This is a genomic window from Roseomonas genomospecies 6, from assembly GCF_008365375.1.
Taxonomy (GTDB): domain Bacteria; phylum Pseudomonadota; class Alphaproteobacteria; order Azospirillales; family Azospirillaceae; genus Azospirillum.
Map to the genome: position 1 here is coordinate 107,602 of NZ_QOKW01000001.1, position 14,793 is coordinate 122,394.

14 protein-coding genes are annotated in these 14,793 nt (G+C 67.7%); 12 read left to right on the forward strand and 2 right to left on the reverse strand.

Going from position 1 to position 14,793, the window contains the following annotated elements:
* Positions 1 to 5 precede the first annotated feature (5 nt).
* From DS843_RS00455 to DS843_RS00490, 8 genes are all read left to right on the forward strand, one after another.
* Positions 6 to 404, forward strand: a complete 399-nt coding sequence (locus DS843_RS00455) for an acyl-CoA thioesterase (protein WP_167525164.1) — start codon at positions 6 to 8, stop codon at positions 402 to 404.
* Positions 405 to 580: 176 nt separating this feature from the next.
* Positions 581 to 952, forward strand: coding sequence for an FtsB family cell division protein (locus tag DS843_RS00460; RefSeq protein ID WP_149466936.1), 372 nt, complete (start codon positions 581 to 583; stop codon positions 950 to 952).
* A gap of 265 nt (positions 953 to 1,217) precedes the next feature.
* A complete protein-coding gene (gene pdhA / locus DS843_RS00465; protein WP_149467298.1) occupies positions 1,218 to 2,162 on the forward strand; it encodes a pyruvate dehydrogenase (acetyl-transferring) E1 component subunit alpha in 945 nt (314 codons plus the stop codon).
* A gap of 78 nt (positions 2,163 to 2,240) precedes the next feature.
* A complete protein-coding gene (locus DS843_RS00470; RefSeq protein ID WP_149466937.1) occupies positions 2,241 to 3,638 on the forward strand; it encodes a pyruvate dehydrogenase complex E1 component subunit beta in 1,398 nt (465 codons plus the stop codon).
* Positions 3,639 to 3,651: 13 nt separating this feature from the next.
* The gene (locus DS843_RS00475) at positions 3,652 to 4,992 is read left to right on the forward strand and encodes a pyruvate dehydrogenase complex dihydrolipoamide acetyltransferase (protein WP_149466938.1); all 1,341 of its coding nucleotides are present in this window, start codon (positions 3,652 to 3,654) and stop codon (positions 4,990 to 4,992) included.
* A 13-nt stretch (positions 4,993 to 5,005) separates the two neighbouring features.
* A complete protein-coding gene (gene lpdA / locus DS843_RS00480) occupies positions 5,006 to 6,403 on the forward strand; it encodes a dihydrolipoyl dehydrogenase (protein ID WP_149466939.1) in 1,398 nt (465 codons plus the stop codon).
* Positions 6,404 to 6,633: 230 nt separating this feature from the next.
* Complete coding sequence (lipA, locus tag DS843_RS00485) at positions 6,634 to 7,590, forward strand: lipoyl synthase (RefSeq protein ID WP_149466940.1); 957 nt, start codon at positions 6,634 to 6,636, stop codon at positions 7,588 to 7,590.
* Between the two features lie 29 nt (positions 7,591 to 7,619).
* A complete protein-coding gene (locus DS843_RS00490) occupies positions 7,620 to 8,087 on the forward strand; it encodes a type II toxin-antitoxin system RatA family toxin (protein WP_149466941.1) in 468 nt (155 codons plus the stop codon).
* Here DS843_RS00490 and DS843_RS00495 read toward each other — a convergent pair.
* Together DS843_RS00495 and DS843_RS00500 are read right to left on the reverse strand one after the other, a co-directional pair.
* A complete protein-coding gene (locus DS843_RS00495; RefSeq protein ID WP_149466942.1) occupies positions 8,084 to 8,587 on the reverse strand; it encodes a CinA family protein in 504 nt (167 codons plus the stop codon). The genes DS843_RS00490 and DS843_RS00495 overlap by 4 nt on opposite strands.
* 174 nt (positions 8,588 to 8,761) lie before the next feature.
* The gene (locus DS843_RS00500; protein ID WP_149466943.1) at positions 8,762 to 9,916 is read right to left on the reverse strand and encodes a bifunctional 2-C-methyl-D-erythritol 4-phosphate cytidylyltransferase/2-C-methyl-D-erythritol 2,4-cyclodiphosphate synthase; all 1,155 of its coding nucleotides are present in this window, start codon (positions 9,914 to 9,916) and stop codon (positions 8,762 to 8,764) included.
* 200 nt (positions 9,917 to 10,116) lie between these two features.
* Here DS843_RS00500 and DS843_RS00505 point away from each other — a divergent pair, with 200 nt between their 5' ends.
* The 4 genes from DS843_RS00505 (at position 10,117) to ntrC (ending at position 14,687) form a co-directional block, all read left to right on the forward strand.
* Positions 10,117 to 10,932 carry a cytochrome C assembly family protein gene (locus tag DS843_RS00505; RefSeq protein ID WP_149466944.1) on the forward strand — a complete coding sequence of 272 codons (816 nt, stop codon included), beginning with the start codon at positions 10,117 to 10,119 and terminating at the stop codon, positions 10,930 to 10,932.
* A gap of 124 nt (positions 10,933 to 11,056) precedes the next feature.
* Positions 11,057 to 12,043: a tRNA dihydrouridine synthase DusB gene (gene dusB / locus DS843_RS00510; protein ID WP_149466945.1), complete on the forward strand. Its 987-nt coding sequence runs from the start codon at positions 11,057 to 11,059 to the stop codon at positions 12,041 to 12,043.
* Positions 12,043 to 13,245 carry a two-component system sensor histidine kinase NtrB gene (locus tag DS843_RS00515; RefSeq protein WP_149466946.1) on the forward strand — a complete coding sequence of 401 codons (1,203 nt, stop codon included), beginning with the start codon at positions 12,043 to 12,045 and terminating at the stop codon, positions 13,243 to 13,245. Before dusB ends, DS843_RS00515 begins: the two co-directional genes overlap by 1 nt.
* Entirely contained in the window at positions 13,242 to 14,687 is a 1,446-nt protein-coding gene (ntrC, locus tag DS843_RS00520) for a nitrogen regulation protein NR(I) (protein WP_149466947.1), read from the forward strand. The genes DS843_RS00515 and ntrC overlap by 4 nt, the downstream gene beginning before the upstream one ends.
* Positions 14,688 to 14,793 lie beyond the last annotated feature (106 nt).

Sequence of the window (14,793 nt, forward strand, 5' to 3'; positions counted from 1 at the left end):
CGGACATGGATCGCGGCCCGGCCCTGCCGGACATGGACCGCGGCCCGGCCCTGCGCACCATCGCCATGCCGGCGGACACCAACCCCAACGGCGACATCTTCGGCGGCTGGCTCCTGGCGCAGATGGATCTGGCCGGCGGGGTGGCCGCCCTGCGCCGTGCCGGCGGGCGCGTGGCGACGGTGGGGATCGAGGCGATGACCTTCCACAAGCCGGTCTATGTCGGCGACGAGGTGAGCTGCTTCGCCGATGTCGAGAAGGTCGGCCGCACCTCCATCCGCATCCGTGTCGAAACCTGGGTGCGCCGCCAGCGCGGCACGGGAGAGGCGATCAAGGTGACGGAGGGCGTCTTCACCTATGTCGCCATCGGCGAGGACCGCCGCCCGCGCGAGGTCCCGCCGGAGTGACGCCGCGCGCCGCCTTGTTCCGGCGGCCTTCTTTCGAAGGTTGCGCGATAAGCCGTTCGTCGGGGGTGTAGGCCGTTCATTACTCGGTGGCGCAAAGAGCATGGCCCCGTGAATTCTTTCGGATTGCTTCTTTTCCGTTTGACCGAAAGAATCGCGTGTGATTCCATCATGGCGCCATGACCATGCTCCAGAACCTCACCGACTCGCTGAAACGCGCCGCGAAAAGCGCCCTTCGCCAGGCCATCGGGCCGGCCATCGGCTCCTGCGTCGTTGCCTACTTCGTCTATTACGCCGTCCAGGGAGACCGTGGGCTGCTCGCCATGAACCACCTGAAGGCGGAGATCGCCACGGCGGAAGCCGTGCTGGATCAGGTGAAGGCCGAGCGCGAGCGGATGGACCGGCGCGCGCAACTGATGCGCAGCGACCACCTGGACCGCGACATGCTGGACGAGCGTGCGCGCACGATGTTGAACCTTTCCGGGGTCCGCGACGTCATAATCGCTCTCCCGCCGATCCGGGAGGAGGGCGATGCTAGCGCTGAGAAGTAGGCCATATCAGTGAATTAACCGAAGCTCGGTTAACGCCGAATTTCGCGTTTAAAAACAGATATTTGCGTCGAACGCGCTTGTCGTGTACTGTGCGCCCCGCATCCGCTTCCGGTGCGAGGGGGATGTACCCTCGTAACGTGTTGCAGCCCTGGCTGTTCGCTTGCCGTCGCTGCATAAATCCTGGGGAGGAAACATGGCCGCGTCACGACGCCGTCCGAAGGCGCAGACTGAATCCGCGCCGAAGCAGGCCGCTTCGGTCGAGGAAATGATCACGTTCTACCGTGAAATGCTGCTGATCCGCCGCTTCGAGGAGAAGGCGGGCCAGCTCTACGGCATGGGCCTCATCGGCGGATTCTGCCACCTCTACATCGGCCAGGAGGCCGTTGTGGTCGGCATCCAGGCCGCTCTGAAGGACAACGACGACGTCATCACCAGCTACCGCGATCACGGCCACATGCTGGCCTGCGGCATGGACCCGAAGGGTGTGATGGCCGAGCTGACCGGTCGCCGCGGAGGCTACTCCAAGGGCAAGGGCGGCTCGATGCACATGTTCAGCCGCGAGAAGAACTTCTACGGCGGCCACGGCATCGTCGGCGCGCAGGTGCCGCTGGGCACCGGGCTGGCCTTCTCCCACAAGTACAACAAGGACGACGGCCTCGCCGCCGTCTATTGCGGCGACGGCGCGATCAACCAGGGCCAGGTTTACGAGAGCTTCAACATGGCGGCGCTGTGGAAGCTGCCGGTGCTCTACGTGATCGAGAACAACAAGTACGCCATGGGCACCTCGCAGGAGCGCGCCTCGGCGGGCGAGTTGCACCAGCGCGGCGCGGCGTACGGCATTCCCGGCCATCAGGTCAACGGCATGGACGTCCTTGAGGTCCGCGAGGCCGCCGACAAGTGGGTGGAGTACATCCGCGCCGGCAATGGTCCGGTCATCCTGGAGATGAAGACCTACCGCTACCGCGGCCACTCGATGTCCGACCCGGCCAAGTACCGGACAAAGGAGGAGGTCGAGAAGATGCGGAGCGAGTCCGATCCGATCGACAACCTGAAGCGGGTCCTGCTGGAAGGCGGTTACGTGACCGAGGACCAGCTCAAGGAGATCGACCGCGAGGTCAAGGCCGTGGTGACCGAGGCTGCGGAGTTCTCGCAGCAGAGCCCCGAGCCCGATCCGGCGGAGCTGTGGACCGACGTCCTGATCGAAGCCTGACGACAACGATAAGCAGGAGCGGCGCCGAGGGCCGGAGGCTTCGCCTCCCGGCGAACCCGCGCCGCCGGAGGTTGAGGAATGCCGATCGAAGTGCTGATGCCGGCGCTGTCGCCCACCATGACCGAGGGCAAGCTGGCGAAGTGGGTCAAGAAGGAAGGTGACGAGGTCCGGTCCGGCGACGTGCTCGCCGAGATCGAGACCGACAAGGCGACCATGGAGGTCGAGGCGGTGGACGAAGGCCGCATCGGCAAGATCCTGGTCGCCGAGGGCACCGAGAACGTTGCCGTGAACACCCCCATCGCCGTGATCCTGGCCGACGGCGAGAACGTGACCGACGCCGTGTCCGGGTCCCCGACGCCGGCCCCGAAGGTCACCGCCGAGCCGGTGGTGAAGGACACGGGCGCCCACGCCCCGGCGACCCTGCCGGTCGGTCCGGCCAGCGGACCCGCCGCCGCCCCGCCGGCCTCCGACGAGGACAAGTTCTTCGACAAGACGGTGAAGAAGACCGTCCGCGAAGCGCTGCGCGACGCCATGGCGGAGGAGATGCGCCGCGACCCGACCGTCTTCCTGATGGGCGAGGAGGTCGCGCAGTACCAGGGCGCCTACAAGGTGTCGCAGGGCCTGCTGCAGGAATTCGGCGCCGACCGCGTCATCGACACGCCGATCACCGAGATCGGCTTCGCCGGCCTGGGCGTCGGCGCGGCCTTCCGCGGCCTGCGCCCGATCGTCGAGTTCATGACCTTCAACTTCGCGATGCAGGCCATCGACCACATCGTGAACTCCGCCGCCAAGACGCTCTACATGTCCGGCGGCCAGATGGGTTGCCCCATCGTGTTCCGCGGCCCGAACGGCGCGGCCGCCCGCGTCGCCGCGCAGCACAGCCAGGACTTCACCCCCTGGTACGCCAGCGTGCCCGGCCTGAAGGTCGTCGCGCCCTACAGCGCGTCGGACTTCAAGGGCCTGCTGAAGTCGGCCATCCGCGATCCGAACCCGGTCATCTTCCTTGAGAACGAGATCCTCTACGGCCAGTCCTTCGAGGTGCCGGAGAGCGAGGATTTCATCGTTCCGATCGGCCGCGCCAAGATCCGCCGCGCCGGCACGGACGTGACCATCACCGCCCATTCGCTGATGGTCAGCTACGCGCTCGCCGCCGCTGAGATGCTGGAGAAGGAAGGCATCAGCGCCGAAGTCATCGACCTGCGCACGATCCGTCCGCTCGACACCGAGACCATCGTCAATTCCGTCAAGAAGACCAACCGCCTCGTCACCGTCGAGGAGGCCTGGCCGACCTGCGGCATCGGCGCCGAGCTGTCGGCCCTGATGATGGAGCAGGCCTTCGACTATCTGGACGCCCCGGTGATCCGCGTGACCGGCCTCGACGTGCCGATGCCGTATGCGGCGAACCTGGAAAAGCTCGTCCTTCCTTCGCCCGACCGCATCGCGGAAGCGGCGAAGAAGGCCTGTTACCGCAAGTAAGGAGGGCGAGCGAATGACCATCCAGATTCTCATGCCCGCCCTCTCTCCGACCATGACCGAGGGCAACCTCGCCAAGTGGCTGAAGAAGGAAGGCGACGCGGTGAAGTCCGGCGACGTGATCGCCGAGATCGAAACCGACAAGGCCACCATGGAGGTCGAGGCGGCGGACGAAGGCCGTCTCGGCAAGATCCTCGTCCAGGCCGGCACGCAGGGCGTCGCGGTGAACACCCCGATCGCCGTGCTGCTGGAGGACGGCGAGGACGAAGGCGCGCTGGACAAGGCCGCCGCCCCTGCTGCCGCTCCCGCCCCGGCGGCGGCTCCGGCTCCCGCCGCTGCCCCGGCTCCGGCTCCGACGGCTTCCGCTCCGGCGCCGCAGGCTGCCGCTCCCGCCGCCCATGGCGGTGGCCGCGTGTTCGCCAGCCCGCTGGCCCGCCGTCTGGCGGAGCAGGCCGGTCTCGACCTGAAGGCCGTCAAGGGCTCCGGCCCGAACGGCCGCATCGTCAAGGCCGACGTCGAGGCCGCCAAGGCCGGCGGCACCGCCAAGGCCGCTCCGCAGGCCGCCGCCCCGGCTCCCGTCACGGCTCCGGCCCCGGCGGCTGCTCCGGCCGCCGCCGCTCCGGCGCCCAAGTCCGCGGGCATCGACGCCAAGGACCTGTCGGACAAGCTGGGCATGCGCTACAAGGCGCAGCCGAACAGCTCCATGCGCAAGACGATCTCCCGTCGTCTGACCGAGGTGCAGCAGACGGTGCCGGATTACTTCCTGGCCATCGACTGCGAGTTGGACGCGCTGCTGAAGGTCCGCACCGACCTGAACGCCCGGTCGAAGGACTACAAACTGTCGGTGAACGACTTCATCATCCGCGCCGCCGCGCTGACGCTGAAGAAGTTCCCGAACATCAACGCCGCCTGGTCCGACGAGGCCATCCTGCGTTACGACCACGTCGACATCTCGGTCGCCGTGGCGACCCCGACCGGCCTCATCACGCCCATCGTCAAGAAGGCGGAGACCAAGGGGCTGGCCGAGATCTCCAACGAGATGAAGGGTCTGGCGGAGCGCGCCCGCGACGGCAAGCTGAAGCCGGAAGAGTTCCAGGGCGGCACCTTCTCGATCTCCAACCTCGGCATGTACGGCATCCGGGAGTTCGCGGCGATCATCAACCCGCCGCAGGCCTGCATCATGGCGGTCGGCGCCGGTGAGCAGCGTCCGGTCGTGAAGAACGGCGCGCTCGCCATCGCCACCGTGATGACCGTCTCGGTCACCGTGGACCACCGCGTCGCCGACGGCGCGCAGGGTGCGGAATTCCTCGCGGCTTTCAAGAAGCTGATCGAGGACCCGCTGAGCATGCTGCTGTAAGGGGACGCGGACCATGGCTGACATGAACTACGACCTCATCGTCATCGGCGGCGGCCCGGGCGGTTATGTGGCGGCGATCCGCGCCGCCCAGCTCGGCCTCAGCACCGCGGTGGTGGAGCGTGAGAATCTCGGCGGCATCTGCCTCAATTGGGGCTGCATCCCGACCAAGGCGCTCCTGCGCTCCGCCGAGGTGCTGCGCAACGCCAAGCACGCCGCGGATTACGGGCTGGTCATCCAGAACCCGTCCTTCGACCTGGACAAGGTCGTCCAGCGGTCCCGCAAGGTGGCGGGCCAGCTCAACGGCGGCGTCAAGCACCTGCTGAAGAAGAACAAGGTCGCCGTCATCGAGGGCGAGGCCAAGCTGCTCGGCAAGGGGCAGGTGGCCGTGACCAAGGGCGGCGCGCCGGTCGGCACCTTCGGGGCGAAGAACATCATCATCGCCACGGGCGCCCGCGCCCGCACCCTGCCGGGTCTGGAGGACGACGGAAACCTCGTCTGGACCTACCGCAAGGCGATGACCCCGAACACGACGCCGAAGTCGCTGCTGGTCATCGGCTCCGGCGCCATCGGCATCGAGTTCGCCAGCTTCTACAACGAGCTGGGCGCCAAGGTGACGGTGGTCGAGGTGATGGACCGCATCCTGCCGGTCGAGGACGAGGAAATCTCGGCCTTCGCCCGCAAGCAGTTCGAAAAGCAGGGCATGCGCATCATCACCAACGGCAAGGCCGGCAACCTGCGCAAGGGGGCCGACAGCGTGACGGTGGCGGTGGAAGCCAACGGCAAGACCGAGGACATCACGGTCGACCGCGTGATCCTCGCCGTCGGCATCACGCCGAACACGGAGAATCTGGGCCTGGAGAACACCAAGGTCCAGACCGACCGCGGCCACATCAAGACCAACGCCAACTGCCAGACCGACGAGCCGGGCGTCTACGCCATCGGCGACGTGACGGGGGCTCCCTGGCTCGCCCACAAGGCCAGCCACGAGGGCGTCATCGCCGTCGAACACATCGCCGGCAAGCACCCGCACGCGCTGGACGTCCGCAACATCCCGGGCTGCACCTACTCGCACCCGCAGATCGCGTCGGTCGGCCTGACCGAGAAGAAGGCGAAGGAGGCGGGCTACGAGGTCCGCGTCGGACGCTTCCCCTTCATCGGCAACGGCAAGGCCATCGCGCTGGGCGAGGCGGACGGCATGGTGAAGACCGTGTTCGACGCCAAGACCGGCGAACTGCTGGGTGCCCACATGGTCGGCGCCGAGGTGACGGAGCTGATCCAGGGCTACACGGTCGCCAAGACGATGGAGACCACCGAGCAGGAGCTGATGCAGACGGTGTTCCCGCATCCGACCCTGTCGGAAATGATGCACGAGTCGGTTCTTGATGCCTATGGCCGGGCCATCCACTTCTAAGTGGCGTGTCTGACCGACGGTCGCTTCCTCCCTCTTCCCTATGGGGAGAGGGAGGCGCACGTCGTCATTTCGGCGGCGTCGATGTGCGCTGACCGATAAACAGACTTGACCGGTCGGTCATTCCGGCCTATCCGGCGGAACCGCGTCCGCCGGCCCTGTGCGCCGAGGCGGGCGCGTTACCGTTCAGAATCGGCGCTGCCGCCGGGCAGCCCGTGGGAGCATTTCAGATCATGACCGTGGCCGATCAGCCCGAGAAGCTTCGCCATCCCGAAAAGGCCCACAAGCCCGACAACCCGATCCAGCGCAAGCCCGGCTGGATTCGCGTCAAGGCGCCGACCAGCCAGGAGTACAACGAGACCCGCAACCTGATGCGCGGGCTCAAGCTCAACACCGTGTGCGAGGAGGCTGCCTGCCCCAACATCGGGGAATGCTGGAAGCACAAGCACGCGACCTTCATGATCCTGGGCGCCATCTGCACCCGCGGCTGCGCCTTCTGCAACGTGGGGACCGGGCGCCCCGACCAGCTCGACCCGCATGAGCCGGACAATGTGGCGGAGGCGGTTGCCCAGTTGAAGCTGAGCCACGTCGTCGTCACCTCGGTCGACCGCGACGATCTGGAGGACGGCGGGGCGGAGCATTTCGCCCGCACCATCCGCGCCATCCGCGCCGCGTCCCCGGACACCACCATCGAAATCCTGACCCCCGACTTCCAGAAGAAGAAGGGTGCGGTGGAAGTGGTGGTGGAGGCGAAGCCGGACGTCTTCAACCACAATCTGGAAACCGCGCCGCGCCTCTACCCGACGATCCGTCCGGGCGCGCGCTACTTCACCTCGCTGCAACTGCTGGCGCGGGTGAAGGAGCTTGACCCGTCCATGTTCACCAAGTCCGGAATCATGGTCGGCCTGGGCGAGACGCGCGAGGAGGTCGGGCAGGTGATGGACGACCTGCGCGCCGCCGATGTTGACTTCATGACGATCGGCCAGTACCTCCAGCCGACGCCCAAGCACGCGGCGGTGGACCGGTTCGTGACTCCGGAAGAATTCCAGAGCTACGCAACACTTGGCCGCGGCAAGGGTTTCCTGATGGTGGCCTCGACGCCGCTGACCCGCTCCAGCTATCACGCGGGGGCGGACTTCGCGATGCTGCGGGAGGCTCGCCTCCGCAAGCTCGCGGCAGCAGCGGGCTGAGAGGCAGCCGAAAGAGAAACGGAGCGGGTATGCCGACGCACGCGGAAAAGAAGGTTCTTCCCTACACGCCGGAGCAGATGTACCGGCTGGTCGCCGACGTGGAGAAGTACCCGGAGTTCCTGCCCTGGTGCCTCGCCGCCCGCATCCGCCGCCGCGAGGGCAACGTGATGTACGCGGACCTCGTGATCGGCTTCAAGATGGTGCGGGAGCGCTTCACCTCCCGCGTGGAACTGGACGAAGAGAACCGGCGGATCAACGTCCAGTACACCGAAGGGCCGTTCCAGTACTTGAACAACCACTGGATCTTCACCCCGCACGAGGGCGGCGTCTGCGTGGATTTCTACGTGGATTTCGAGTTCCGCTCGAAGATGCTGCAGAAGATCATGGGCGTGCTGTTCAACGAAGCCGTGCGCCGCATGGTCCAGGCCTTCGAGACCCGAGCCGCGCAGCTCTACGGCAACGGCGCCGTTCGCCCGGCCACGGCGCGGACCGCCTAGCGGATAGCGGTTTCGGGCCTTGCGGCCCGCAGCCGCTCCAGAGCGGTCTGAACGGTCGCGAGGCGCACCTCCTCGCGACCGCCGGGGAAGGTGTATTCCTTGTGCTTGGCGGCTCCGCGCCGGACCGCCGTAGCGATGTAGACGCGCCCGACCGGCTTTTCCGGCGTGCCGCCGCCGGGGCCGGCGACCCCGGTGACCGCCACCGTCACATCCGCCTTCGACTTCGCCAGGGCGCCCACGGCCATGGCCACCGCCACCTCCGCGCTGACCGCGCCGTGGGCGTAGATCAGGCTGGGCGGAACGCCGAGCATCTCGGACTTGGCGACGTTGGAGTAGGTGACGAAGCCCCGGTCCACGACCTTGGACGACCCCGCGATATCCGTCAGCGCCCCCGCGATCAGGCCGCCCGTGCAGGACTCGGCGGTCGCCACCGTGTAGCCGGCCGACGCATACTCCGCGAGCAGTTTGGCGGCGAGTTCGCGGATGTGATCGGGAAACATGCGGGTCCCTTTCGTCGTGTCAGAACCAGCCCCTCTCCCGCCCCGGGAGAGGGTGGCCCGCAGGGCCGGGTGAGGGTCGTTCGAGGATCGAGGCACTGATTCTTGCCGGCACCCTCACCCTCCCGCCGCAGCGCGGCGGGTCCCTCCCTCTCCCGGGGCGGGAGAGGGTTATCATTATCCCGGAAGCCGGACGGTCGCCACCGCCTGCGCCGCGATGCCTTCGCCGCGTCCGGTGAAGCCTAGCCGCTCGGTCGTCGTCGCCTTCACGCTGACCCGGTCCGCCGGCATGCCCAGAATCTCGGCAACGCGGGCGGTCATCGCCTCACGGTGCGGGCCGACCTTCGGGCGCTCGCAGATGATCGTCACGTCCACATGGGCGATCCGCCCGCCGCGCGCCGTCACCAATTCCGCCGCGTGTTTCAGGAACAGCGCGCTGTCGGCGCCGCGCCATTGCGGGTCGCTGGGCGGGAAATGGCTGCCGATGTCCCCGGCGCAGAGCGCGCCCAGGATGGCGTCGGTCAGGGCGTGCAGCCCGACGTCGGCGTCCGAATGGCCGTCCAGCGCGTGGCTGTGCGGCACCCGCACGCCGCAGAGCGTGACGTGGTCGCCCTCGGCGAAGCGGTGCACGTCGAAGCCCGTGCCGGTCCGGATGTCCGACAGCGCGTCATCGAGCGCACGGGCGGCGCGGGTCAGGTCGTCGGGGGTGGTCACCTTGAAATTCTCCTCCCTGGCGGGCACCAGCGCGACCGGCAGGCCGGCCCGCTCGGCGACCGCCGCGTCATCGGTCAGCTCCAGCCCGGCGGCGTCACGATGCGCGGCCAGGATCTCGGGAAAACGGAAGCCCTGCGGGGTCTGGGCGCGCCACAGGCCGCTGCGGTCCACCGTGCCGGTCACCAGCCCGGCTTCGCCGCGCTTCAGCGTGTCGGCGACCGGGACGGCGGCCAGCGCCGCCGGATGGCTGTCCAGCGCCGCGACCACCGCGTCGATGGTGGCCGCGTCGATCAGCGGGCGCGCCGCGTCGTGGATCAGCACCCGGTCCGGCGCCGAGTCGGCCAGCGCCTCCAGCCCGTTGCGCACGGAATCCTGGCGGGAGGCGCCGCCCGCCACCGGTTCGGGCAGGTCCAGCCCCGCGACCGCCGCATCATAGAGATCGCGGAAGGCGGGATTGATGACGACGCGCACCGCGCTCACCTTGGGGTGGCGCAGAAAGGCCTCCACGGTGTGGCGCAGCACGGGCTTGCCGGCCAGATCGAGATACTGCTTGGGCTGCTCGGCGCCGAACCGCTGGCCGCTTCCGGCGGCGACGATCAGCGCGATACAGGAAGACATGGGACGTTTCCGTGCCGTTTGGGCTATGGTATCCGCGCTTGACGGGCCGTCCGCGTGACGCTTACGTCATGGCGCGGCCGGACGCACCGGAGCCTAGCCGGTCACCGGCGTTCCGCCAAGAGCCTCAGAGACTTGAGCAGCGACGACTTGATCATCAGCGACTTTGGGTTTCCGCAGAGGGAAGGGCACGGGTCCGCCGCATGTCGCAGAACATCGTCTACAGCCTGACCGCGCTGATGGCGCTTTTGCCGGCGTCCATCTATCCCTACCGCCGGATCGCGGGGCAGGGGGCGGACGGGCGGTCCGCCTATTTCTGGGGCGCCTTGGCGCTGGGCTTCGCGGGTCCGGCAGCCTGGGCGCTGACCCAGGTGGCGGGACGCTGGCACACCGGCCTGTCGACCGCGCTGTGGATAACCATCGCGGCCTGCATGCTGCTGTTCATGGGGTTGAGCGCGCTGACGCGGTCGGCCTGGAGGCTGTCGCCGCTGCTGCTGCCCTATCTGCTGGCGGTCGGCGCCTTCGCGACCCTGGCCCAGCAGGCTCCGGCGCCGGTCCTGCGCGGCGGGGCGCCGAGCATTTGGATCGATCTGCACATTGCCATGTCGGTCATCACCTATGCGCTGCTGACCATGGCCGCCGTGGCGTCGCTCGCCGCCTTCCTTCAGGAACGGGCGCTGAAGTCGAAACGCCCCACGCCGCTGACCCGTTTCCTGCCCCCGGTGGCGGAAAGCGAGCGGTTGCAGCTCCATCTGCTCGCCGCGTCGGAAACGGTTCTCGGCATCGGCCTCGCCACGGGAATGGCGGTGCTCTTTTACGAAAACGGCGTTCTGCTGCGCGCCGATCACAAGACTTTGCTGTCGGTCTCCAGCTTCGTCGTCATTGGCGGGTTGCTGCTGGCCCACGCCCGCACCGGGGTGCGCGGACGCATGGCGGCGCGTCTCGTGCTGATCGCCTATCTGCTGCTGACGCTCGCCTATCCGGGCGTGAAGTTCGTCACCGACGTCCTGCTGGGCTAGCCCAGGCGCATGGCAGCCACCGCGGCGCACCCGGGCTGCGCGCTTGCAACATGCCGAAACGCTGTGCTAACGTGCACAAATTCTCATCAAATAGCTGATATGCCCATCAAGTGGGCAGGTGAACATGGCCATCCAAATCGGCACCATCTCGCTTGAGGGTCCGGTGATCCTCGCCCCTATGTCCGGCGTCACCGACCTGCCGTTCCGGCGGCTGGTGAAAAGGTCTGGCTGCGGGCTGGTCGTGTCCGAAATGGTCGCGAGCCAGGCGATGATCCGCGAGAACCGCCAGACGCTGCGCATGGTCGAATGCGAGCCGGAGCAGTTCCCCATGGCCGTCCAGCTCGCCGGCTGCGAGCCCGACGTGATGGCCGAGGCCGCGAAGCTGAACGAGGACCGCGGAGCGGCCATCGTCGACATCAACTTCGGCTGCCCGGTGAAGAAGGTGGTCAATGGCCATGCCGGCTCCTCCCTGATGCGGGACGAGGCGCTCGCCGCCCGCATCCTGGAGGCCACGGTGAAGGCCGTTTCCATTCCCGTGACGCTGAAGATGCGCAAGGGCTGGGACGAGACCAGCCTGAACGCCCCCCGGCTCGCCCGCATCGCGGAAGAGTGCGGGATCAAGCTGGTCACCGTGCACGGCCGCACCCGCAACCAGTTCTACAACGGCACCGCCGATTGGGCCTTCATCCGCTCCGTGAAGGAGGCGGTGTCGATCCCGGTGGTCGTCAACGGCGACATCGCGTCCTTCGACGACGTGGACCGCGCGCTCGCCGAGTCCGGCGCCGACGGGGTGATGATCGGTCGCGGCAGCTATGGGCGCCCCTGGTTCCCCGCCCAGGTGATGCACTATCTGCGCACCGGCGAACGGCTGCCCGACCCGCCGCTTCACGAGCAGCTCGACACGCTTCTGGAGCATTACGACGCCATGCTGTCCCATTACGGCCTGGAGGGCGGGCTGCGAGTCGCCCGCAAGCATGTCTCCTGGTACTCCACGGGCCTGCGCGGCTCCGCCGAATTCCGGTCGGAGGTCAACCGCATGTCCGATCCCGACCGAGTCCGCGGATTCATCCGCGACTTCTACGCCCCGGCGATCGAAAGGATGGCCGCCTGATGGCCCGTACATCCGCTGCTGCTCCGTTGTCCCGCCGCCCGCCGCGGTCTCCGGCACCGTCTTCCTCCTATCGTCCGGTCCGCAGTTGCATCGATCCGTCCGTGGTGCTGAACGCGCTGCCGGACCCGGTGCTGGTGGTCGATGGGGGCGGGGACATCCGCTACGTGAATCTGGAGGCGCAGGAGTTCTTCGGCCTGTCCGCCGCCATGATGGAAGGCATGCCGCTGGCCGAACTGCTGCCGCCCAACAGCCCGGTCAGCCAGTTGATCGAGCAGGTGCAGCAGGGCCGGCACCGCGCCTCGCAGGAAGGCGTCGTCATCGACACGCCGCGCATCGGCCCGCACCACGTCACCGTGCGGGTCACCGCGCTGGGCGAGCCCGCCGACCATGTGCTGGTCACGGTCAACGAGCGCACCCTGGCGCGCAAGATCGACAATTCGCTGACCCACCGCAACGCCGCCCGCTCGGTCACCGCCATGGCGTCGATGCTGGGGCACGAGGTGAAGAACCCGCTGTCGGGCATCCGCGGCGCGGCGCAGCTTCTGGAGGAGAATTGCAGCGAGTCCGACCGGGTGCTGACCCGGCTGATCTGCGACGAGGCCGACCGCATCGTGGCTCTGGTCAACCGGATGGAGGTCTTCTCCGACCAGCGCCCGCTGGAGCGCAGCGCGGTGAACATCCACACCGTTCTGGAGCATGTCCGCAAGGTGGCCCAGAGCGGCTTCGCCCGGAACATCCGATTCGTCGAGCGGTATGACCCATCCCTGCCGCCGGTCTATGGGAACCGCGACCAGCTCATCCAGATTTTCCTCAACCTGATTAAAAATGCGGCAGAAGCTGCCTCCGATCCGGGCGGCGAGATCATCCTCAGCACATCTTATCAGCATGGGGTGCGCATGGCCCTGCCGGGCGGGGACACCCGCCTGCACCTGCCTTTGGCGGTGTCCGTTCAGGATAATGGGGAAGGCATACCCGAGGATCTGCGGTCCAACCTGTTCGATGCGTTCATCACGACGAAGGTCAACGGAACTGGCCTTGGACTTGCATTGGTAGCGAAAATTGTCGGCGACCACGGCGGCGTCATCGAATTTGACAGCCAGCCGCGCCGCACCGTCTTCAAGGTCTCGCTACCCATGTACGATGAAGCGCAGATGAGCGGCGATCCTGCACCGGCCAGAGGCGTCCGAGGGACCGTCGGATGAGTGCAGCCACGATTCTGGTCGCGGACGACGACCGCGCCATCCGCACCGTGCTTACCCAGGCGCTCGCGCGTCTCGGCCACGAGGTGCGCACCACCGGCAACGCCTCCACGCTCTGGCGCTGGGTGGCGGACGGGCAGGGCGACCTCATCATCACCGACGTGGTGATGCCGGACGAGAACGGACTGGACCTGATCCCGCGGATCAAGAAGATCCGGCCCGACCTGCGCATCATCGTGATGAGCGCGCAGAACACGCTGATCACGGCGGTGAAGGCGGCGGAGCGCGGCGCCTTCGAGTATCTGCCGAAGCCCTTCGACCTGAAGGAGCTGGTCTCCGTCGTCGAGCGGGCGCTGAACTCCAACACGCCGCCGGCGGCGCTTCCCGCCGACGCCGGGGAGTCGGACGAGCAGCTTCCCCTGATCGGCCGGTCGCCGGCCATGCAGGAGATCTACCGCGTCCTTGCCCGTTTGATGGGCACCGACCTGACGGTGACGATCACCGGCGAGTCGGGCACCGGCAAGGAACTGGTGGCCCGCGCGCTGCACGATTACGGCAAGCGCCGCAACGGCCCCTTCGTCGCCATCAACATGGCGGCCATCCCGCGCGAACTGATCGAATCCGAGCTGTTCGGCCACGAGAAGGGGGCGTTCACCGGCGCCACCAACCGCTCCACGGGTCGTTTCGAGCAGGCGCAGGGCGGTACGCTCTTCCTGGACGAGATCGGCGACATGCCGCTGGAGGCGCAGACCCGCCTGCTGCGCGTGCTTCAGGAGGGCGAGTACACCACCGTCGGCGGGCGTGCGCCCATCAAGACGGACGTACGCATCGTCGCCGCGACCCACCGCGACCTGCGCACGCTGATCCGACAGGGCCTGTTCCGCGAAGACCTGTTCTACCGCCTCTGCGTCGTCCCCATCCGCCTGCCGCCGCTGCGCGAGCGTACGGAGGACGTGCCGCTTCTGGTCCGCCATTTCCTGCACCAGTGCTCCGCCCAGGGGCTGCCGGTGAAGAGCATCGACCAGCCCGCCATGGACCGGTTGAAGCGTTACCGCTGGCCCGGCAACGTGCGCGAGTTGGAGAACCTCGTCCGCCGCCTCGCCGCGCTCTATTCGCAGGAGGTCATCGGCCTGGACGTCGTGGAGGCGGAGCTTGCCGACACCACCCCCGTCGCCCAGCCTGTCGAGGAGCCCCAGGGCGAGGGCCTGTCGGCCGCCGTGGAGCGGCACCTGAAGGACTATTTCGCCGCGCACAAGGACGGCATGCCGTCCAACGGTCTGTACGACCGGGTGCTGCGCGAGGTGGAGCGCCCCCTGATCTCGCTCAGCCTCTCGGCGACGCGGGGCAACCAGATCAAGGCGGCGCAGCTTCTCGGCCTCAACCGCAACACCTTGCGCAAGAAGATCCGCGACCTCGACATCCAGGTGGTGCGCGGGCTGAAGTGATCCGGCGCCGGGTGGCCGGGCCCGGCGTCGCACCATTCCCACAGAGTGCCCTTTTTGCGACAGGCCCCCGGGACCTCCGCCTTTGGCGGTGGTCCGTAAGGCCTAT

Excerpts from the sequence above, each read along its gene's own strand:
- DS843_RS00475 (WP_149466938.1), top strand. The coding sequence starts at position 3,652 with ATGACCATCCAGATTCTCATGCCCGCCCTCTCTCCGACCATGACCGAG.
- DS843_RS00495 (WP_149466942.1), bottom strand. The coding sequence starts at position 8,587 with ATGTTTCCCGATCACATCCGCGAACTCGCCGCCAAACTGCTCGCGGAG.
- DS843_RS00460 (WP_149466936.1), top strand. The coding sequence starts at position 581 with ATGACCATGCTCCAGAACCTCACCGACTCGCTGAAACGCGCCGCGAAA.
- DS843_RS00490 (WP_149466941.1), top strand. The coding sequence starts at position 7,620 with ATGCCGACGCACGCGGAAAAGAAGGTTCTTCCCTACACGCCGGAGCAG.
- DS843_RS00515 (WP_149466946.1), top strand. The coding sequence starts at position 12,043 with ATGGCCCGTACATCCGCTGCTGCTCCGTTGTCCCGCCGCCCGCCGCGG.
- dusB (WP_149466945.1), top strand. The coding sequence starts at position 11,057 with ATGGCCATCCAAATCGGCACCATCTCGCTTGAGGGTCCGGTGATCCTC.
- lpdA (WP_149466939.1), top strand. The coding sequence starts at position 5,006 with ATGGCTGACATGAACTACGACCTCATCGTCATCGGCGGCGGCCCGGGC.
- pdhA (WP_149467298.1), top strand. The coding sequence starts at position 1,218 with ATGATCACGTTCTACCGTGAAATGCTGCTGATCCGCCGCTTCGAGGAG.
- DS843_RS00500 (WP_149466943.1), bottom strand. The coding sequence starts at position 9,916 with ATGTCTTCCTGTATCGCGCTGATCGTCGCCGCCGGAAGCGGCCAGCGG.
- lipA (WP_149466940.1), top strand. The coding sequence starts at position 6,634 with ATGACCGTGGCCGATCAGCCCGAGAAGCTTCGCCATCCCGAAAAGGCC.
- DS843_RS00505 (WP_149466944.1), top strand. The coding sequence starts at position 10,117 with ATGTCGCAGAACATCGTCTACAGCCTGACCGCGCTGATGGCGCTTTTG.
- ntrC (WP_149466947.1), top strand. The coding sequence starts at position 13,242 with ATGAGTGCAGCCACGATTCTGGTCGCGGACGACGACCGCGCCATCCGC.
- DS843_RS00455 (WP_167525164.1), top strand. The coding sequence starts at position 6 with ATGGATCGCGGCCCGGCCCTGCCGGACATGGACCGCGGCCCGGCCCTG.
- DS843_RS00470 (WP_149466937.1), top strand. The coding sequence starts at position 2,241 with ATGCCGATCGAAGTGCTGATGCCGGCGCTGTCGCCCACCATGACCGAG.